Source organism: Streptomyces sp. NPDC005303 (assembly GCF_040607335.1).
GTDB lineage: Bacteria > Actinomycetota > Actinomycetes > Streptomycetales > Streptomycetaceae > Streptomyces.
The window spans coordinates 19,606-37,848 of record NZ_JBEXGM010000004.1; the positions used below are offsets into that span (position 1 = coordinate 19,606).

Here is an 18,243-nt window from a genome sequence, read left to right on the forward strand (position 1 = left end):
GTCGTCATGCACGACCCGAACGGCTCCCACGACCCTTACGTCCGCGTCCGCGGTGCCCGTGAGCACAATCTCAAGGGTGTGGATGTCGATGTCCCACGGGATGTGCTGGCCGTGTTCACGGGGGTGTCCGGGTCGGGGAAGTCCTCGCTGGCCTTCGGGACGATCTACGCGGAGGCCCAGCGACGGTACTTCGAGTCGGTGGCCCCGTACGCACGGCGGCTGATCCACCAGGTGGGGGCGCCGAAGGTCGGGGAGATCACCGGGCTGCCGCCCGCGGTCTCGCTCGAACAGCGGCGTTCGGCACCGACCTCCCGCTCGTCCGTGGGGACGGTCACCAATCTCTCGAACTCGCTGCGCATGCTGTTCTCCCGGGCCGGTGACTATCCGCCGGGTGCCGAACGGCTCGACTCCGACTCCTTCTCCCCCAACACGGCGGTCGGCGCCTGCCCGGAGTGCCACGGCCTGGGCCGCGTGCACCGTACGACCGAGCAGTCGCTGGTACCCGACCCGTCGCTGTCGATCCGGGAGGGCGCCATCGCCGCGTGGCCCGGCGCCTGGCAGGGCAAGAACCTGCGGGACATCCTCGACGCGCTCGGCTACGACGTGGACCGGCCGTGGCGTGAGCTGCCCGCCGAGCAGCGGGAGTGGATCCTGTTCACCGACGAGCAGCCGGTGGTCACCGTGCACCCGGTGCGGGACGCGGACCGTATCCAACGCCCTTACCAGGGCACGTACATGAGCGCCCGCCGCTATGTCCTGAAGACGTTCGCGGACTCCAAGAGCCAGACGCTCAGGGCGAAGGCGGAACGGTTTCTGGTGTCCGCCCCGTGTCCGCTCTGCGGCGGCAGCAGACTGCGCCCGGAGGCGATGGCGGTCACCTTCGCGGGCCGCACGATCGCCGACCTCGCGGCTCTGCCACTGACCGAGCTGGCCGCCCTGCTGGTCGGCCGGGGCGAGACCGCGCGCGTGCTCACCGAGGACCTCAAGTCCCGTATCGCGCCCGTCGTCGAGCTCGGCCTCGGCTATCTGAGCCTGGACCGCCCGACCCCCACCCTGTCCGCGGGCGAACTCCAACGACTGCGCCTCGCGACCCAGTTGAGGTCCGGGCTGTTCGGAGTGGTGTACGTCCTCGACGAACCCTCCGCCGGACTGCACCCGGCGGACACCGAGGCCCTGCTCACCGTGCTGGCACGGTTGAAGGCGGCCGGCAACTCGGTGTTCGTGGTGGAGCACCACCTGGACGTCATGCGGGGCGCGGACTGGCTGGTGGACGTCGGGCCGCGGGCGGGTGAGCACGGCGGTCGGGTGCTGCACAGCGGTCCGGTGAGCGGGCTGGCGACGGTCGAGGAGTCCGCCACCGCCCGGTACCTGTTCGACCGCTCCCCGGCGGTGAGGCGGGAAGTGCGTTCGCCGCGCGGCCGGTTGCAGGTCGGTCCGGTCGACCGGCACAACCTGCGCGGGGTGACGGCCGAGTTCCCGCTCGGTGTGTTCACCGCGGTGACCGGGGTGTCGGGCTCGGGCAAGTCCACGCTGGTCGGCGAGATCACGCAGGAGTCGGAGGGGGTGGGCCGTCTGGTCTCGGTCGACCAGAAGCCGATCGGCCGCACCCCGCGCTCCAACCTGGCCACCTACACGGGCCTGTTCGACGTGGTGCGCAAGGTCTTCGCTGCCACCGAGGAGGCGCGTGAACGCGGCTACGGGGTGGGCCGGTTCTCCTTCAACGTGGCGGGGGGACGCTGCGAGACCTGCCAGGGCGAGGGGTTCGTGAGCGTCGAGCTGCTCTTCCTGCCGAGCACGTACGCCCCCTGCCCGGACTGCGGCGGGGCCCGCTACAACCCCGCGACACTCGAAGTGACGTACCGGGGAAGGAACATCGCCGAAGTCCTCGACCTCACGGTGGAGTCGGCGGCGGACTTCTTCGCGGACACCCCGCTCGTGGCCCGCAGCCTCGCCACCCTCCTCGACGTCGGCCTCGGCTACCTCCGCCTCGGCCAGCCCGCCACCGAACTCTCCGGCGGCGAGGCCCAGCGCATCAAGCTCGCGAACGAACTCCAGCGTGTCCGCGGCGCCCACACCCTGTACCTCCTCGACGAACCCACCACCGGTCTCCACCCGGCCGACGTCGAGGTCCTCATGCGCCAACTGCACGGCCTCGTCGACGCCGGGCACACGGTGATCGTCGTCGAACACGACATGTCGGTCGTGGCGGGCGCGGACTGGGTGATCGACCTGGGCCCCGGCGGCGGGGACGCGGGCGGCCGGATCGTGGCGGCGGGAGTGCCGAACGACGTGGCGGGGGTCGCGGGAAGCGCTACGGCGCCCTATCTGGCACGGGCCCTGGGCTCGGGCACGTGACTCCGTCGGTGCGACGGGGGGCTTGGCGGTGGGGCTACGGGGCGACTCGTGGCCGGGACGGAGGACAGTGTTACGGCGCCCTGCCCGGCACGGGCGCTCGACGTGACCGTCCGGCTCCGTTCCCCGGCGCGAGGAGGACCGGCGTGGGCGTCGGGCTCGGGTGTCCTGCGACGCCGCCCCGTGCCGTCGCCCGGCGTCGGCGACACGGCCGCGTGCTCCCCCGTCCGCCCGTGGCACGCGCTCGACTGTGCCGCGCGGGCCAGGGAGCGGCGGTCGGGGTGGATGTCCGGGGTGACCGGGGCCGGGACCTCCACCTCGGCCAGCAGCCCCCGCGCCGACACCACCCGCCACACCGACGTGAGCAGTGAGTCGTCGCCGATGAAGGCGGGGGCCGTGCTGGAACCGCCGTCGACGAGCAGGTAGCGCAGGCTCACCGGCTGGACGGGCACCCCGGCGTCCAGGGCCGCCTGGAACACCGCGCGGCGGAAGTGGCCCTGGGCGCGGCCGCACCAGGTGCTCCCCTCGGGGAAGACGGCGACGGCGGCGCCCCCGCGCAGCGCTTCGGCGATGCGGGCGACCGTGTCCGGGAGGGCACGCAGCCGGTCCCGCTCGATGAACAGCGCACCGCTGCGAGCCGTCAGCCAGCCCGCCACCGGCCACCGGCGGATCTCGGACTTGGCGAGCATCCGGGCGGGGCGTACGGCGGCCAGCAGCGGGATGTCCAGCCAGGAGATGTGGTTGGCGACCAGCAGTACCCCGCCCGTGGGTGTGGCGGCCCCGGACAGCCGGACCCTGACCCCCGAGGCCCGCACCACCGCCCGGCACCACCATCTGACCGCGCCGGCCGGAATCCACCGGCCGACCGGCAGCAGGGCGATCCCGGCGAGCAGCACCGCCGTGACCGTGAGGAGCCGCAGCACGGCCCGGGGTACGGCCGTGGCGGATCCCACCCGCTCCACACACGCCCCAGGGGTACAGGGCGCGCTGGGCAGCCAGACGCTCATCAGGCCGGGACGAGCGAGAGGAAGTGCCGCAGATACCGGGCGTTGACCCGGCGCATCGACAGCAGTACATACATGTCGGCGACCCCGAAGTCCGGGTCGTGGGCGGGCTGTCCGCACACCCAGGCGCCGAGGCGGAGGTAACCGCGCAGCAGCGGGGGAAGTTCGGTGTGCGCGGCGGGTGTCCCGTCCGCGGGCTCCCAGGGCAGCAGGGGCCGTACCCGGAACTCCTCGGGAGCCAGGTACTTGGTTCGCACCCGGTCCCAGGTGCCGGCCGCGAGCGCGCCGCCGTCGGCGAGCGGGATGGAGCAGCAGCCCGCCAGCCAGTCGTGGCCGCGGTCCACCATGTAGCGGGCGATCCCGGCCCAGATGAGGCCGATGACGGCCCCGTCGCGGTGGTCGGGGTGCACGCAGGAGCGGCCGACCTCGACGAGTCCCGGGCGGATCGCGTCGAGCGGCGCGAGGTCGAACTCGCTCTCGGAGTAGAGGCGTCCCGCCACGGCGGCGCGCTCCGGGGGCAGCAGTCGGTAGGTGCCGACGACCTGGCCGGTGACGGTGTCGCGGACGAGCAGGTGGTCGCAGTAGGCGTCGAAGCCGTCCACGTCGAGGCCGGGTTCCGGGGTGGCCAGGAGGGCACCCATCTCCCCGGCGAACACGTCGTGCCGCAGCCGCTGCGCGGCCCGTACGTCGTCCTCGTCGCGGGCCAGGGTGACGGTGTAGCGGGTGGGGGCGACGCTCTGCGGGGGTCGGTCGAGGGTGGAAACGCCGGTCATGGCACTCTCCAGGTCACAGGCGGAGGCGGCGAGCGGTGCCGCTGTCCCTGTTCTCCCGACGCCGGTTGGCGTGTACGTGACGGGTTCCGAGAGCGCGGATGTGCGGTGGTTGAACGGCTCGGGCAAGGTGTCGGGAGCCTCCGACTCCGTCGACCGGCCGGTGTCCCAGCGGTGACCGGGGGGAGGCGACCGCTTCTGGACATCCTGGTGGGGCCGGCCTTGAGCACCACGTCCGGCCCCACCCGTCCGCACCTTGTCGGCGAACGTCTCTCAGCGCTTGGCGACCTTCCGGGTCGCCCGCAGCCACTCCTTGTTCATGCTGGTGATGGAGACCAGCGGGATCCCCTTGGGGCAGGCCGTCGCGCACTCGCCCGTCAGCGTGCAGCCGCCGAAGCCCTCCTCGTCCATCTGCTCCACCATGTCGAGGACCCGGGTCTCCCGCTCCGGGGCCCCCTGCGGCAGCACGTTCAGATGGTTGACCTTCGCCGAGGTGAACAGCATCGCCGCCCCGTTGGGGCACGCGGCGACACACGCCCCGCACCCGATGCACTCGGCGTGCTCGAAGGCGAAGTCGGCGTCGGGTTTGGGGACCGGCGTCGCATGGGCCTCGGGTGCCGCACCCGTGGGCGCCGTGATGTATCCACCGGCCTGGATGATCCGGTCGAGGGCCGACCGGTCCACGACCAGGTCCTTGATCACGGGGAACGCGGACGCCCGCCACGGCTCGACGTCGATCGTGTCGCCGTCCGAGAAGGACCGCATGTGCAGCTGACAGGTGGTCGTCCGCTCAGGTCCGTGTGCGTCGCCGTTGATGACGAGCGAGCACGCGCCGCAGATGCCCTCGCGGCAGTCGTGGTCGAAGGCCACCGGGTCCTCACCGCGCAGGATGAGCTCCTCGTTGAGGGTGTCCAGCATCTCCAGGAAGGACATGTCGGACGAGATGCCGTCCACCTCGTACGTGGACATGGCGCCGTCGGCGTCGGCGTTCTTCTGCCGCCAGACGCGCAGGGTGAGCTTCATGCGTAGCTCCGCTGAGTGGGGTGGACGTACTCGAAGACCAGGTCTTCCTTGTGCAGGACGGGAGCCTCGCCGGTGCCGGTGAACTCCCAGGCCGCCGCGTAGGCGAACTCCTCGTCCCGGCGGGCGGCTTCGCCGTCGGGCGTCTGGGACTCCTCGCGGAAGTGGCCGCCGCAGGACTCGGCGCGGTGCAGCGCGTCGAGGCACATCAGCTCGGCGAGCTCCAGGTAGTCGACGACACGGTTCGCCTTCTCCAGCGACTGGTTGAACTCCTCGCCGGTGCCGGGGACCTTGATGCGGCGCCAGAACTCCTCGCGGATCTGCGGGATGCGCTCCAGCGCCTTGCGCAGGCCGGAGTCGGTGCGGGCCATCCCGCAGAACTCCCACATGAGTTCACCGAGTTCACGGTGGAAGGAGTCGGGCGTACGGTCCCCGTCGACGGCGAGGAGCAGGTTGAGCCGGTCGCCGGTCTCCGCCAGCACCTCCTGCACGGCGGGGTGTTCGTCGGTCACCGTGTCCTGGTGCGGGTTGCGGGCAAGGTAGTCGTTGATGGTCGCCGGCAGCACGAAGTAGCCGTCGGCCAGGCCCTGCATCAGCGCGGAGGCGCCGAGGCGGTTGGCCCCGTGGTCGGAGAAGTTGGCCTCGCCGATCGCGAACAGGCCGGGGATCGTGGTCTGGAGGTCGTAGTCGACCCACAGCCCGCCCATCGTGTAGTGCACGGCGGGATAGATCCGCATGGGCACCTCGTACGGATCCTCGTCGGTGATCCGCTGGTACATGTCGAAGAGGTTGCCGTACTTGGCCTCGACGACCTTCCGTCCCATCCGCCGGATGGCGTCGGCGAAGTCGAGGTAGACGCCCTGTCCGCCGGGCCCCACTCCCCTGCCCTCGTCGCAGACGTTCTTCGCGGCGCGGGAGGCGATGTCGCGGGGGACCAGGTTGCCGAAGGAGGGGTAGACGCGCTCCAGGTAGTAGTCGCGCTCGTCCTCGGGGATCCTGTTCGGCGGCCGGGTGTCGCCCTTGGCCTTCGGCACCCAGATCCGGCCGTCGTTGCGCAGCGACTCGCTCATCAGCGTCAGCTTGGACTGGTGGTCGCCGGTGCGCGGGATGCACGTCGGATGGATCTGCGTGAAGCACGGGTTGGCGAAGAGCGCTCCGCGGCGGTGGGCCCGCCAGACGGCCGTCGCGTTGGAGTTCATGGCGTTCGTCGACAGGTAGAAGACGTTGCCGTAGCCGCCGGAGGCCAGGACGACCGCGTCCGCGAAGTAGGTGTCGATACGCCCGGTGATCAGATCCCGGGCCACGATCCCGCGTGCCTTCCCGTCCACGACGATCAGGTCGAGCATCTCGGTGCGCGGGTGCATCTCGATGTTCCCGGCCGCGATCTGCCTCGACAGCGCCTGGTACGCGCCCAGCAGCAGCTGCTGTCCCGTCTGGCCCCGGGCGTAGAAGGTCCGGGAGACCTGCACCCCGCCGAAGGAGCGGGTGTCGAGCAGGCCGCCGTACTCCCGCGCGAAGGGCACGCCCTGCGCCACGCACTGGTCGATGATCTCCACCGAGATCTGTGCCAGGCGGTGGACGTTGGACTCGCGCGCCCTGAAGTCGCCGCCCTTGACGGTGTCGTAGAAGAGGCGGTGGATCGAGTCGCCGTCGTTGCGGTAGTTCTTGGCCGCGTTGATGCCGCCCTGAGCCGCGATGGAGTGGGCGCGGCGCGGGGAGTCCTGGTAGCAGAACTGGACGACGTGGTAGCCCTGTTCGGCGAGGGTGGCGCCCGCGGAGCCGCCGGCGAGGCCGGTCCCGACCACGATCACGGTGTGCTTGCGCCGGTTGGCGGGGTTGACCAGCTTGGCCTCGAAACGGCGCTTGTCCCAGCGTTCGTTGATGGGCCCGGAAGGCGCCTTGCCGTCCGTCAGCGGCTCGCCGGTCGGGTAGTCGACGTAGGTCATGTTCAGCTCACCACTCCGGTCATGACGCCCACGGGTACGGCGATGAAACCCGCCGTGAGCAGCAGTGCGAGGACGTTCGCGAAGGCCTTGAGGGCGCGGTCGCGGGTGCGGCTGCCCACGCCGAGGGTCTGCGCGGCGCTCCAGAAGCCGTGCCGGACATGCAGGCCGAGGGCGAGCATCGCGACGATGTAGATGACATTGCCGTACCAGGTGGAGAAGGTGTCCACGACGTTCTGGTACGGGTGGCCCTCCTGGAAGCCGCCGGAGTGCACGGTGCCGGTCGTCAGGTCGAGGAGGTGCCACACGATGAACAGGCCGAGGATGATCCCGCCCCAGCGCATGGTGCGGGTGGCATAGCTCGCCCGCGGCTTCTTGTGGACGTACTTGGTCGGCCGCGCCCGGAGGTCGCGGCGGCTGAGCTGGTAGGCCGAGGTGGCGTGGGCGACGACGGCGAGAACCAGCACGATCCGGATGAGCCAGAGCGTCCACTCGTAGTGCATGAACGGCTCGCCCACCGTGCGCAGCCAGTGCGCGTAGTGGTTGAACTCGCCCGCCCCGAAGAAGATCTTCAGATTGCCGATCATGTGGACGACCAGGTACAGCAGCATGATCAGGCCGCTGACGGCCATCACGGTCTTCTTGCCGACGGAGCTGTCCCACACGGTGCGTGCCATGGACGGCCGTCGGTCCGTCCGCGTTGCCAGAGCCATGGGTCAAGACGCTAGGGCGGAAGGACCCGATCGGTCCAAGACATGGTCCGGCTTGATTCCATAGGAAGCGGCTATCGTACGAGGGTGCAGTTCCAGCAGCTCCAGTACTTCGTGGCGGTCGCCGAGACCCGGCACTTCACTCGCGCCGCCGACCTCGTCCATGTCGCTCAGCCGTCCCTGTCCCAGCAGATCAAGGCGCTGGAGCGGGAGCTCGGGGCCGATCTGTTCCTGCGGGCGCGCGGCAACATCACCCTCACCGACGCGGGCGAGGCCCTGCTGCCGCTGGCCCGTCGCATCCTGGCCGACGCGGACACGGCCCGGCACGAGGTGCAGGAGCTGGTGCAACTGCGCAGCGGCCGGGTCCGGCTCGGCGCGACCCCGAGCCTGTGCACCGGTCTGCTGCCGGACGTGCTGCGCGCCTTCCACGACCGCTATCCCGGCATCCGGCTGATGATCGAGGAGGGCGGCTCCCACGATCTCGTACGGCTGCTCGCACGCGGCGCCCTCGATCTGGCCCTGGTGGTCCTGCCGCTGCCGTCGCCGTCCCCGGCGCTGACGACGGTGGAGCTGCTGCGCGAGGACCTGGTCGTCGTCTCCTCGCCGGAGGCGCCGGCCCCGGGTGGCCCGGGTCGGCGTACCGTGCGTGTCGCCGACCTGGAGAGCGAGCCGCTGGTGATGTTCCGGCACGGCTACGACCTGCGCGAACTGACCGTGGCCGCCTGCCGTGCCGAGGGCTTCGAGCCGGACTTCGCGGTGGAGGGCGGGGAGATGGACGCGGTGCTGGGCTTCGTCCGGGCGGGCCTGGGCGTGGCCGTCGTACCGCGCATGGTCGCCACGCGATCCGGGCGCGGGCTGCGGGTCACCCCGCTCGCCCGGCCCGGCCTGCACCGGACGATCGCGCTGGCCCACCGCAGCGATGTGGCTCCGCCGCGGGCGGCACGGGAGTTGCAGCGGATGCTGCTGGAGCGCTGAACCGTCGCACCATGGGTCGCCCCGCACGGGGGTGGGCGGCTGACGCGGCGAATCGTCGTGGTGGGCGAGGCGCTGATGGTGCCGGCGGGGTACGCGGGCAGCACGCGCCCGGCGGATCGCAGAGCCCCGGTCCGCCCGAAGGCGACGGCGGCCCGGCGGATCGGTCCCGCCGCAGCGGCCCCTTCGAGCAGGACGACGCCGCCGCCCGTACGCCCCCTCAGCCCGTCGCGTCCACCAGGGCCAGCTCGTGCAGCCGCTCCGGTGGGCCCGGGCGGGCGTAGTACCAGCCCTGGGCCGTGTCGCAGCCCAGTATCCGCAACTGTTCGGCCTGGGCCCCGGTTTCGACGCCCTCGACCGTCACCGCGAGGTTCAGGCCGTGCGCGAGTGAGACGATCCCCTCGACGATCTTGAGGTCGACCGGGTCGGCGGGGAACTGCTGCATGCTCTGCGTGAAGGAGCGGTCCAGCTTGAGGACGCTGACCGGGAGGCGGCGCAGGTTCGCCAGGTTCGAGTAGCCGGTGCCGAAATCGTCCAGGGCGATGTCGACGCCCATCTCGGCGAGTCGGCGCAGCGGCTTGAGCAGATCGTCGTCGGCGCCGATGAGGGCCGACTCCGTGACTTCGAGGCAGAGCGCGTCCGGGGCGACGCCGGTGCGCTCCAGGATGTCCACCGTGTCCTGGACCAGGCCGGGGTGGGTGAGCTGGCAGGGCGAGAGGTTGACGTTGATGCGGAGCGGGCCGCCCGCCGCGTCCTCGCCGTACCGTTCTCGCCACTCGCGGGCCTGGCGCACCGACTGCTCCAGGACCCAGCGGCCGAGCGGCACGATCAGCCCGGTGTGCTCGGCGAGCGGGATGAACCGGTCCGGGCCGAGGACGCCGTGCTGCGGGTGCAGCCAGCGCACCAGCGCCTCGGCGCCCCGCACGCTGCCGTCGCCGAGGTGCACCAGCGGTTGGTACTCGATGAAGAACTCGCCCCGCTCCAGGGCCGCCGGCAGCTGCGTGGTGAGTCCGTGCCGGGTGATGGCGCGGGCGTCGGCCTCCGGATCGGCCAGCTCGAAGCGGTTGCCGCCCGCCGACTTGGCCCGGTACATGGTGATGTCGGCGCTGCGCAGGACCTCCGCCGGGCCCCGCTCGCCCGTGGGTCCCTCGACGATGCCGATGCTGCCGCGCACGGTCAGCTCGCGGCCGTCGATACGGACCGGGGCGAGCAGCACGTTCATGATGCGCGCCGCGAGGTCGTCGACCTCGCTCTCGGTGTCGGGTCCTGTGGTCAGCGCCACGAACTCGTCACCGCCGAGCCGGGCCACCATCTCGCCCGGGGCGGTGGCGCAGGACTGGAGCCGGTCGGCGACCTCGACGAGCAGCCGGTCGCCCGCCGCGTGGCCGAGGCTGTCGTTGATGGTCTTGAAGCCGTCGAGGTCGAGGTAGCACAGACCGAACCGCTGGCCCTCGGCCGCGTTCAGCGCCTTCTCCAGGCGCTCGAAGAACAGCGTGCGGTTGGGGAGTCCGGTGAGCGCGTCGTGCGTGGCCTCGTAGCGCAGCCGCAGGTTGAGCAGCCGACGCTCGGTGGTGTCCTCCATGAGGGCGAGCTGGTACTGCGGGACGCCGTCGGCGTCGCGCAGCAGGGAGACCGTCAGGTTGGTCCACAGGACCGTTCCGTCCGGGCGGTAGAAGGCCTTTTCGAGGTGGTAGTGCTCGCGCTCGCCCCGGACGAGTTCGTCGTAGAGCGTCCAGGTCTGCGGGGCGTCCTCGGGGTGGGTCCACTCCTGCACCCTGCGCCCGCGCATCGTCTGGTCGGTGATGCCGAACATGCGCAGCAGCGCGCCGTTGACCTGGAGGACGTTGCCGTCCAGGTCGGCGATGCCGATTCCTATGGCCGCGCCTTCGAACACGGCGCGGAATCGCGCCTCGGTCGCGTGCAGCGCCTGCGCCACCACGCCCTGCGCCTCCAGGGCGGCCTGTGCGATGGCCTCCTGTTCGGCCAGCGTCCGCTCGCGCAGCGCCTGCGCGAACCCGGCGGCCATGGCGTGCTGCAGGCGGGCGGACCGGGACCGCAGGTCCTCGCGGTCACCGTCGCCGCCGCAGTAGAGCACCAGATAGGCGTCGACGCAGTCCAGGGACCGGGTCAGCGCCTCCGGGTCCGTGCAGTGCGCGTCGACGAGGGCGGCGCCCACCGCCCGGCCCTCGTCGGTGTCGACGGTCCTGGCCGCGAGCGCCTGGCTCAACCGGCGGGCCAGCGGCAGCAGTTGTTCCTCGAACTCCGGCCGGGTCGCGGACGTCGACGTCACCGGGAACACGGCCCGGCTCCAGATCGTCGCGAACCGGCGCAGTCTGTCCTCCGGCCCGTCCGGCTCGGCGATCACGCGGAACGCCCCACGCCGGCGAACCCCGAGAAGGCCCAGGGATCCTCGTCGTCGGGGTTCCAGGTCGCCGAATCGGGCCGCCAGCGCGGCGGCGACACCAGTCCCGGTTCCACCATGTCGTACCCCTTGAAGAACCGTGCGATCTCGTCCCGCGAGCGCATGATCAGCGGGTTGCGAATGTCCTTGTACACGTCCACCGCGCCCTCGGTCCGCTCCTGCGGCAGCGGGATTCCCTCGTACGAGGCGTGCGTGAGCACCAGCAGGCTGCCGGGCGCGAGCGCGTCGCGCAGCTCGGCCACCGCTCCGTACGGGTCGTCCGCGTCTTCCACGAAGTGCAGTATGGCAACGAGAAGCAGCGCCACCGGCCGGTTCAGGTCGATCAGGCGCTGGACCTCGAGGTTCGCAAGGATCTCCTGGGGCTTACGGAGGTCCGCCGCGACGACGCCCGCGTCCGGGTTGCCCTCCAGGACCGCCTGGCTGTGCGCGACGGCCACCGGGTCGTGGTCGACGTAGACGACACGGGCGCCGGGCCGGGCGCTCTGGGCCACCTCGTGGACGCTGCCGAAGGTCGGGATGCCGGAACCGATGTCCAGGAACTGGGTGATGCCCTCGTCGGCGGCGAACCGCACCGCCCGCCGCAGGAACGCCCGGTTGGCCTGCATGGTCTTCGGCAGCCCCGGGGCGAACTCCAGGACCCTGCGGGCCGCCTCCCGGTCGGCCTCGAAGTTGTGCGAACCGCCCAGGTAGAAGTCGTAGATACGCGCGACGCTCGGCACCGAGATGTCGATGCTCCGGGGTGCCCAGGCGGGACGCTCCATGTATCTCTCCAAGGCGTAGGCGATCCGGTGTTCGAGCTGAGGCTACTGATCGCCCGCCAATGGAGCGAGCAGAAACGGAAATTGACCGTCCGTTCCCGGTCACTGCCTGCGGCACGTGCCGCTCGGAGGCGACTGTGGACACCTTACGAAACGTAGGCGCTCCGCTCCGGAGAGTTCCGGGACGGGCGCCGAATCGCGGAGAGTTGGGGGGAATGACGCCAAAACCGGTCCGACCCCTCCGTGCGGCGCGGAGGGGTCGGACCGGTGGATCGGGGAAGCCGGTGTCACTTGTCGGAGACGCCGACCATGTCTCCGTTGGGACGGACGGCGTACCAGGTGCCGCCGACGCCCTGGCCGTTGGTGTCGCCGGGCTCCTTGTCGGCCGCGAAGGTGTAGATGGGCGAGCAGTTGACGGTCTGCTGCCTGGCGCCGTCGGAGCGGGTGAAGCTCATCAGGCCCTTCTTCTGGACGCCCTTGGTGTCGTTCGACGACACGGGCGCCACGACCGGCCACTTCTCCAGGCAGGCTCCGGTGCAGTTGGAGACCGGCTCGGGCCAGGCCTTGTCCTTCGCGAAGCGGTAGACCGTCATGCCGTTCTTGTCGACGACGATCTCGCCCAGCTTGGGGTCGTTGCGCGTGGACAGTCCGGGCAGGCTGGCGACCGACGCCTTCTTGCCCGTGGGCGCCAGTGCGTACCACTTGCCGCCCACGCCCTGGCCGGTCAGATCGCCCGCCTTGGTGTCCTTGGCATAGCGGTAGGCCGGCCAGCCGGCGATGGTCAGCTGCTTGGTGCCGTCGGCCCGGGTCACCTCACCGAGCAGCGCCTTGTCGATGCCGGCACCGGCCGAGGCGTCGTCCGCGGGCACCGGCGGCCAGGCCGTCGCGCAGTCGCCGTTGCAGTTCGACTTCGGCGGCTCGGCGGTGTCCTCGTCGAAGCGGTAGAGGCTGAGACCGGTGGCATCGGTCAGCACGTCCCCGAGTTCGGGGTTCGCGGAGACCTGCAGCTTGCCGGCCGAGGCCGACTGGGCTCCCAGGTTCCCCTGGCCGATCGCGGTCGAACTCGCCGTGGGGGTCGGGCTGGTGCCCGTCCCGACACCGGAGCCGACACCGCCGTAACCGCCCGCAGCCGCCGTGGCTCCGACGTTCTGGCTGCCCACGGACGACGTGCCGCCTTCCTGGCCGCACGCTGTCGTCAGCGCCAGCACCGCCGCGGCGCTTGCCATGAGTGAGGCGCTCCGCCAGGAGGTCTTCATCGTCAACTCCCCATAATTCAAAAGGGTGTTGCAGCGCCCTGCTGCGCCGCCGCACGACATTGGGTACGCACCGGAGCAGGGGTTGTGTTCAACGGTTCCGCAAATTTCTTTCCGGAAGCTGTGACCACACCCGCCTCAGGCCGCACAGACGTACGTCCCATCGGACGACGAGCGCCCGGGATTCAAACATCGGGCGACCCTTTATCCCTCCTTCGGAGCAATCTCATCGCGCCCGCGCGTGTGACGGCGTGCCAGGCCTCATGATCTCCGTCGTGCATCGACCCGAATCACCCCAATCCGGCGCCGCCATACGTGTGTTGGCCCTGCTCACCTTGACGTGGGCGCTCATCGGCCCCACGGCCGGGGTGGCCGAGGCGGATGCCTGTGCCTACGCCTCCGTCGGTCCCGACGGTGCCGAGGTGGTGGCGGTCGCCGGGAGTTCCACGTGGCCGACTCCCCCGCCCTGCCCGAAACCGACGCCCACCCCCACGCCTACGCCTACGCCTACGCCCACCCCCACTCCCCCAGAGCCCCCTTGCACTCCGACTCCCTCGCCCGACCCCACGCCGAAGCCGCCTCCGACACGACACCCGCCGAAACCCAGACCCACCCCGACGCCGGAGCCGCCACCTCCCCCACCCCCGCCCGCACCACAGCCGGCGCCACCCCGGGCACGGCCCGCACCGCCCCCCGCGCCCACCCCGGCCCCGACTCCCACCCCGACCCCGACCCGGACGCCGCCGCCCAGGCCTGCCCCGGGCCCCTCCGCGCCCCCGGTGGCCTACCCGGCCTACCACCACGCGAAGGCGCCCGACCGGCCCAGACACAGCACCACCTCGCCCGTGATCTACGTCCTGCTCATCACCGCGCCCGCGGTGGTCGCCGTGGCCGCCCTGCGGCCCCGCTAGTGCCGATCCTGGAGGCATCCCTTGCCGGAATGGCTTGTTCTCATCCTCGCGATGCTGGCCGCGTGCGCGGTGGTGGTCGCCATCACGCTCATCCGCCACAAAGCGGCGCCCGTGGACGAGGATCCCAGCGAGACCCCGGACGTCATCGAGTACATGACGATGTGGATCGGAGTGGTGTACGCCATCGTCCTGGGTCTGGCCATCGCGGGCGTGTGGGAGGCCCGCAGCGCCGCCCAGGACCATGTCCAGACGGAGGCCCAGGCACTGCACGAGATCTCGGAACGGGTCCAGGTCTATCCGTCCGACGTCCGTGACCGCATTCGGGCCGATGTCAACGCCTATGCCGGACACGTCGTCACCACCGAGTGGAAGGAGATGGCCGACCATCGCCGGATGACCGAGCGAGGCACCGAGCTCCTCGACCGGATCCGCACGGACGTCACCTCCTACGAGCCGAAGACCGACTTCGAGGCCCAGGCCTACCAGCCGCTGGTGGACCAGGTGGCCGCAGTGGACCAGGCCCGCAACGCCCGGGCGGACTCGGTCGAGCCCACCATGCCCGGAGTGGTCTGGTTCGGCCTGCTGGGCGGTGGCGTCGTCACCATCGGGATGGTCTTCGCGCTGCAGATCCGGCGTACGACACGCGAGCTGATCCTGGCCGGCCTGTTCTCCGCGCTGATCGCCTTCCTGCTCTTCCTGATCTGGGACTTCGACGCCCCCTACAGCCGGGGCATCACGGCGTCGGCCGAGCCGTTCCTCGCCCTCTTCCCAGGCATCAAGGGCTGACCGCTCCTCACCACAGATGCCGCCCAGGGGCGCCCGACACACCGTCGGCGTCCCCTGAGCGGCCCACACATGTGCCCCATTCGGAGCGACACCGATCGCGCAGACGTACACCTGTTCCTAGCGTTTGGGTCATCGAGGTGCATTTCTCACCTAGGCGGAAAAAGTTCCGCAGCTGCTCCTCGGGGACCGGAGGATCCACCATGCGCGCGATACGCGTCGCTTCGGCCGCACTGCTGGGCGTGACCGCCCTGGCCTTGTCCGCACCGGCCGCCGTGGCGAAGGACGACAACGACTTCACGCCCTTCGGCTTCAGCGTCGTGCCCTCGACCATCGCCGCGGGTGGCCAGGTGGCGCTGCTGCTGGAACGGCACCACGACGGCTGCAAGGGCTCCGCGACCGTCACCTCGGCGGTGTTCGACACCGTGACCATCCCGCCGTACAAGAGCTACGCCACCGCCGGGGTCGACTGGGACGCCAAACCCGGGGCGGTCTACCGGGTGACCTTCACCTGCGACGGCGTGAGCGGCTCCACGGGCCTGACCATCGCGGGCGACCGACGGGACGGACCCACACCGGTTCCGCGCCACCCCGGCCGGGGTGTGCACGCCGGCGCGGGCGGCAGCATCGCCGACTTCGACGCCAAGGAGTTGGGCATGGGCGCCCTGCTGATCGTGGGCTCGATCGGGGCGGCGTACCACTTCTCCCGTCGCCGCAGCGGCGACGACGGCGCCTGACGGGCCTTCCGGGTGCGCAGACGTCCGCCCCGGTTCCTCTCGGAGTCCGGGGCGGAGAACATCTCCGAAGGGGGCGGAGATCAGATGTGCCTCTCGGACCGCCTGCGCATCCAGAACACCCCGCCGCCGATGACGGCCAGCGCCACCAGACCGCCGCCGATGGCCATGTCGGTCGGGGTGGCCCCGGTGGAGCTGCTGCCGCCGAGACCGCCGCGGACGCCGCCGATGACGGTGAAGGCCGTGGGGTTGATCACGGTGCCGTTGCCGCAGACGACGCTGATGCTGTGCGATCCGATGGCCGCGTTCCGGTTGACCGTGGCGCGTCCCGTCGCCAGGTTGTTGGCCCCCGTCCTCAGCCGGATCGTCCGGAACGCGTCCGAGCTCGCGGTGGCGTTGCCCGTGCAGTTGTTGACGGTGATGGTCAGTTGTCCGCCCCGGGCGATGACGTTGGGCAGGGCGACGACATTGCTGGGGCTCAGGTTCATGCCGTCCCGCGCGACGGCCGCCGGAGCGGCGAGTCCGAGCACGGCGACCGCGGCGCCGGCGGCCGCCAGGGCACGAGTAGTACGCATGTGAATCCTCCGCGGGAGACGCCCCGGGAACGGTCCCCGGTGGATCGGCGAGAAAACGCCTCCCAGGAAGACCCTCAGATGCCTTTCCCAGGCCCGCATTTCGGCACTGCTCCGTACTGGTGAGAGGACACGCCGAACGAAAAGCGCACAATCGGATATCTCCGCAGGTCACGGACCGTCAGAAAATTCCTGCTCACGGCAACTCGGATGGCGCACCACCCGCGTTCCGGGACCACCCGTTCGCCGTTGCCCCGTCGCCGGTTCCGTGTGCGGGACTTAGCGTTCTCGTATGCGCGAATGACGCGGCGACGGCCGCGTCGAGAGGGGAAGTCAATGTCTGCGTCCGAGCTGGCCGGGCTGGCCGAAGAGGAGGAGCAGCGGAAGAAGCGCGCTCCCTGGGGCGTGATAGCGCTTGTTCTGCTGACCGGTCTCGCGCTCATTCGGAACGGTTCCGGGGAGTTCGACGTCGGGCCCCCGCAGCCCGCGTCGGCGGCCGCGGCGGACAGCCGGGTGCACGGCACCGCCTTCGGCACCGCCCCCGCTCCCCTGCCGTACGCCGCGCCCGACCGGGTCTCCATCCCCGCGATCCGGGTCGACGCGCCGATGACGCCGGTCGGCCTGGACCCGGACGGCTGGGTGGGCGCGCCGCCGCCGGAGGACCCGAACCTGGCCGGCTGGTTCACCGGCGCGGTGTCCCCCGGCGAGAAGGGCACCGCTGTCGTCGTCGGCCATGTCGACAACAAACAGGGCCCCGCCGTGTTCTACGGACTCGGGGCCCTCAAGAAGGGAAATCGCGTCGAGATCCGACGCAAGGACGGAAAGACGGCGATCTTCGAGATCTACGGCATCGAGGTCTTCGAGAAGAGCAATTTCCCCGGCGACCGCGTCTACGGCTCCAAGGGAACCCCCGAATTGCGGGTCATCACCTGCGGGGGCGGATTCTCCAAGCAGAGCGGCTACGCGGGCAACGTGGTCGCCTTCGCCCGCCTGGTCGAGGTCCGCTGAGCGGTTCCCGACCGGGCGGGCGTATTCCGGCTATGCGTATCGCCGTAGCGGGACGGTGATGTGATAGCCGGAATCGAGCAGGTGCGGCAGATAGTCGCGCAGCGCCCGGACACTCTGGGAGCGGTCGCCCCCGGCGTCGTGCGAGAGCACCACGACGCCGGGGGCGGCGCCGTTCTCCACCGCGCCGACGATGCGCCGGGTGCCCGGGGTGGTCCAGTCGAGGGTGTCGACGGTCCAGGCGATGGGCTCCATGCCGAGTTCGGCGCCGAGTTGGAACGCGGCGCGGTTCCAGGCCCCGTAGGGAGCGCGGAACCATTGCGGACGCTCGCCGTAGGCGTCCTCGATGACGTCGCTGGTGCCTTCCATCTCGGTGCGGATGCGGGAGCGGCTGAGCCGGGTGAGCAGCGGGTGCGACCAGGTGTGGTTGCCGACGACGTGTCCCTCGTCGGACATCCGGGCCAGCAGGTCCTGGTTGTCGACCGCCATCTCCCCGCACACGAAGAACATCGCGCGCACGTCGTACTCGGCCAGCGTGTCCAGGATGTGCGGGGTGTAGCGGGGGTCGGGTCCGTCGTCGAAGGTCAGCACCATGGTCCGGCCGCGTCCGGATACCTTCAGCAACGGCTCGTGGCGCACGAGTGTCTTCCTGGGGGCGGTGCGCGGGGGACCGTATCCGGTCAGGGGCTGGAGGCGGTAGGCCGAGGGCTTGGCCGCGAGGTGGGCCGGGGGGCCGGCGGCGGGGAGGGCCGGCCGGACCGGCTCCTCGCCCGTCAGGGCCGCGAGCGCTCCGGCCGTGCCGGCGGCCGCGACCGCGGTGGCGCCGGCCAGCAGGGCCCGGCGCCGCGTGAGCACCGCCGCCTTCGACGACAGCCGTGTGAGCAACTGATCCTTCGTCATGACTCATCAGTCGCCCGGCGGACGGCCGACGCACCTCAGCAACACCGGTGCGGCGGCACGAATCCACCCGGCCGGCCCAGCGAAGGCGCTCCGAGCGGTCTGACGACACGCCAGGACGACCTCGTCCGGGGCCG

16 protein-coding genes are annotated in these 18,243 nt (G+C 71.1%); 6 read left to right on the plus strand and 10 right to left on the minus strand.

The window, feature by feature from the left end:
• Positions 1–6 precede the first annotated feature (6 nt).
• Positions 7–2,355, plus strand: coding sequence for an excinuclease ABC subunit UvrA (locus ABZT93_RS08280; protein ID WP_356100761.1), 2,349 nt, complete (start codon positions 7–9; stop codon positions 2,353–2,355).
• Here ABZT93_RS08280 and ABZT93_RS08285 read toward each other — a convergent pair.
• The 5 genes from ABZT93_RS08285 to ABZT93_RS08305 all read right to left on the minus strand — a co-directional run bounded on the left by ABZT93_RS08285 (position 2,322) and on the right by ABZT93_RS08305 (position 7,766).
• A complete protein-coding gene (locus tag ABZT93_RS08285; protein ID WP_356100763.1) occupies positions 2,322–3,359 on the minus strand; it encodes a lysophospholipid acyltransferase family protein in 1,038 nt (345 codons plus the stop codon). The genes ABZT93_RS08280 and ABZT93_RS08285 overlap by 34 nt on opposite strands.
• Positions 3,359–4,129 carry a GNAT family N-acyltransferase gene (locus ABZT93_RS08290; RefSeq protein ID WP_356100764.1) on the minus strand — a complete coding sequence of 257 codons (771 nt, stop codon included), beginning with the start codon at positions 4,127–4,129 and terminating at the stop codon, positions 3,359–3,361. The genes ABZT93_RS08285 and ABZT93_RS08290 overlap by 1 nt, the downstream gene beginning before the upstream one ends.
• 270 nt (positions 4,130–4,399) lie before the next feature.
• Positions 4,400–5,149: a succinate dehydrogenase/fumarate reductase iron-sulfur subunit gene (locus ABZT93_RS08295; RefSeq protein WP_356100765.1), complete on the minus strand. Its 750-nt coding sequence runs from the start codon at positions 5,147–5,149 to the stop codon at positions 4,400–4,402.
• A complete protein-coding gene (locus ABZT93_RS08300) occupies positions 5,146–7,092 on the minus strand; it encodes a fumarate reductase/succinate dehydrogenase flavoprotein subunit (protein WP_356100767.1) in 1,947 nt (648 codons plus the stop codon). The genes ABZT93_RS08295 and ABZT93_RS08300 overlap by 4 nt, the downstream gene beginning before the upstream one ends.
• Before the next feature lie 2 nt (positions 7,093–7,094).
• The gene (locus ABZT93_RS08305; RefSeq protein WP_356100768.1) at positions 7,095–7,766 is read right to left on the minus strand and encodes a succinate dehydrogenase; all 672 of its coding nucleotides are present in this window, start codon (positions 7,764–7,766) and stop codon (positions 7,095–7,097) included.
• A gap of 120 nt (positions 7,767–7,886) precedes the next feature.
• Here ABZT93_RS08305 and ABZT93_RS08310 point away from each other — a divergent pair, with 120 nt between their 5' ends.
• Positions 7,887–8,774 (plus strand): LysR substrate-binding domain-containing protein, encoded by an 888-nt coding sequence (locus tag ABZT93_RS08310; protein ID WP_356100771.1) that lies wholly within the window; start codon positions 7,887–7,889, stop codon positions 8,772–8,774.
• Between the two features lie 217 nt (positions 8,775–8,991).
• Here the strand turns inward: ABZT93_RS08310 and ABZT93_RS08315 are convergent, their stop codons facing one another.
• The 3 genes from ABZT93_RS08315 to ABZT93_RS08325 all read right to left on the minus strand — a co-directional run bounded on the left by ABZT93_RS08315 (position 8,992) and on the right by ABZT93_RS08325 (position 13,207).
• Complete coding sequence (locus ABZT93_RS08315) at positions 8,992–11,136, minus strand: EAL domain-containing protein (protein ID WP_356100774.1); 2,145 nt, start codon at positions 11,134–11,136, stop codon at positions 8,992–8,994.
• A complete protein-coding gene (locus tag ABZT93_RS08320; RefSeq protein WP_356100776.1) occupies positions 11,133–11,954 on the minus strand; it encodes an SAM-dependent methyltransferase in 822 nt (273 codons plus the stop codon). The genes ABZT93_RS08315 and ABZT93_RS08320 overlap by 4 nt, the downstream gene beginning before the upstream one ends.
• A 284-nt stretch (positions 11,955–12,238) precedes the next feature.
• The gene (locus ABZT93_RS08325; RefSeq protein ID WP_356100779.1) at positions 12,239–13,207 is read right to left on the minus strand and encodes an SCO0930 family lipoprotein; all 969 of its coding nucleotides are present in this window, start codon (positions 13,205–13,207) and stop codon (positions 12,239–12,241) included.
• A gap of 776 nt (positions 13,208–13,983) precedes the next feature.
• Between ABZT93_RS08325 and ABZT93_RS08330 the strand changes: the two genes are divergently transcribed.
• From ABZT93_RS08330 to ABZT93_RS08340, 3 genes are all read left to right on the plus strand, one after another.
• Positions 13,984–14,115 carry a hypothetical protein gene (locus ABZT93_RS08330; protein ID WP_356018698.1) on the plus strand — a complete coding sequence of 44 codons (132 nt, stop codon included), beginning with the start codon at positions 13,984–13,986 and terminating at the stop codon, positions 14,113–14,115.
• A 21-nt stretch (positions 14,116–14,136) separates the two neighbouring features.
• Positions 14,137–14,901, plus strand: a complete 765-nt coding sequence (locus tag ABZT93_RS08335) for a DUF4239 domain-containing protein (RefSeq protein WP_356100782.1) — start codon at positions 14,137–14,139, stop codon at positions 14,899–14,901.
• Positions 14,902–15,101: 200 nt separating this feature from the next.
• Positions 15,102–15,635 carry a hypothetical protein gene (locus ABZT93_RS08340; protein ID WP_356100784.1) on the plus strand — a complete coding sequence of 178 codons (534 nt, stop codon included), beginning with the start codon at positions 15,102–15,104 and terminating at the stop codon, positions 15,633–15,635.
• A gap of 80 nt (positions 15,636–15,715) precedes the next feature.
• Here ABZT93_RS08340 and ABZT93_RS08345 read toward each other — a convergent pair whose 3' ends face one another.
• Positions 15,716–16,207 carry a hypothetical protein gene (locus ABZT93_RS08345; RefSeq protein ID WP_356100786.1) on the minus strand — a complete coding sequence of 164 codons (492 nt, stop codon included), beginning with the start codon at positions 16,205–16,207 and terminating at the stop codon, positions 15,716–15,718.
• A gap of 333 nt (positions 16,208–16,540) precedes the next feature.
• Here ABZT93_RS08345 and ABZT93_RS08350 point away from each other — a divergent pair, with 333 nt between their 5' ends.
• Positions 16,541–17,212: a class F sortase gene (locus ABZT93_RS08350; protein ID WP_356100789.1), complete on the plus strand. Its 672-nt coding sequence runs from the start codon at positions 16,541–16,543 to the stop codon at positions 17,210–17,212.
• 30 nt (positions 17,213–17,242) lie between these two features.
• On the opposite strand, the gene ABZT93_RS08355 is transcribed toward ABZT93_RS08350, so the two are convergent.
• Complete coding sequence (locus ABZT93_RS08355; protein WP_356100792.1) at positions 17,243–18,109, minus strand: polysaccharide deacetylase family protein; 867 nt, start codon at positions 18,107–18,109, stop codon at positions 17,243–17,245.
• Positions 18,110–18,243 lie beyond the last annotated feature (134 nt).

Excerpts from the sequence above, each read along its gene's own strand:
- ABZT93_RS08340 (WP_356100784.1), top strand. The coding sequence starts at position 15,102 with ATGCGCGCGATACGCGTCGCTTCGGCCGCACTGCTGGGCGTGACCGCC.
- ABZT93_RS08325 (WP_356100779.1), bottom strand. The coding sequence starts at position 13,207 with ATGAAGACCTCCTGGCGGAGCGCCTCACTCATGGCAAGCGCCGCGGCG.
- ABZT93_RS08350 (WP_356100789.1), top strand. The coding sequence starts at position 16,541 with ATGTCTGCGTCCGAGCTGGCCGGGCTGGCCGAAGAGGAGGAGCAGCGG.
- ABZT93_RS08295 (WP_356100765.1), bottom strand. The coding sequence starts at position 5,149 with ATGAAGCTCACCCTGCGCGTCTGGCGGCAGAAGAACGCCGACGCCGAC.
- ABZT93_RS08320 (WP_356100776.1), bottom strand. The coding sequence starts at position 11,954 with ATGGAGCGTCCCGCCTGGGCACCCCGGAGCATCGACATCTCGGTGCCG.
- ABZT93_RS08285 (WP_356100763.1), bottom strand. The coding sequence starts at position 3,359 with ATGAGCGTCTGGCTGCCCAGCGCGCCCTGTACCCCTGGGGCGTGTGTG.
- ABZT93_RS08280 (WP_356100761.1), top strand. The coding sequence starts at position 7 with ATGCACGACCCGAACGGCTCCCACGACCCTTACGTCCGCGTCCGCGGT.
- ABZT93_RS08300 (WP_356100767.1), bottom strand. The coding sequence starts at position 7,092 with ATGACCTACGTCGACTACCCGACCGGCGAGCCGCTGACGGACGGCAAG.
- ABZT93_RS08355 (WP_356100792.1), bottom strand. The coding sequence starts at position 18,109 with ATGACGAAGGATCAGTTGCTCACACGGCTGTCGTCGAAGGCGGCGGTG.
- ABZT93_RS08290 (WP_356100764.1), bottom strand. The coding sequence starts at position 4,129 with ATGACCGGCGTTTCCACCCTCGACCGACCCCCGCAGAGCGTCGCCCCC.
- ABZT93_RS08345 (WP_356100786.1), bottom strand. The coding sequence starts at position 16,207 with ATGCGTACTACTCGTGCCCTGGCGGCCGCCGGCGCCGCGGTCGCCGTG.
- ABZT93_RS08305 (WP_356100768.1), bottom strand. The coding sequence starts at position 7,766 with ATGGCACGCACCGTGTGGGACAGCTCCGTCGGCAAGAAGACCGTGATG.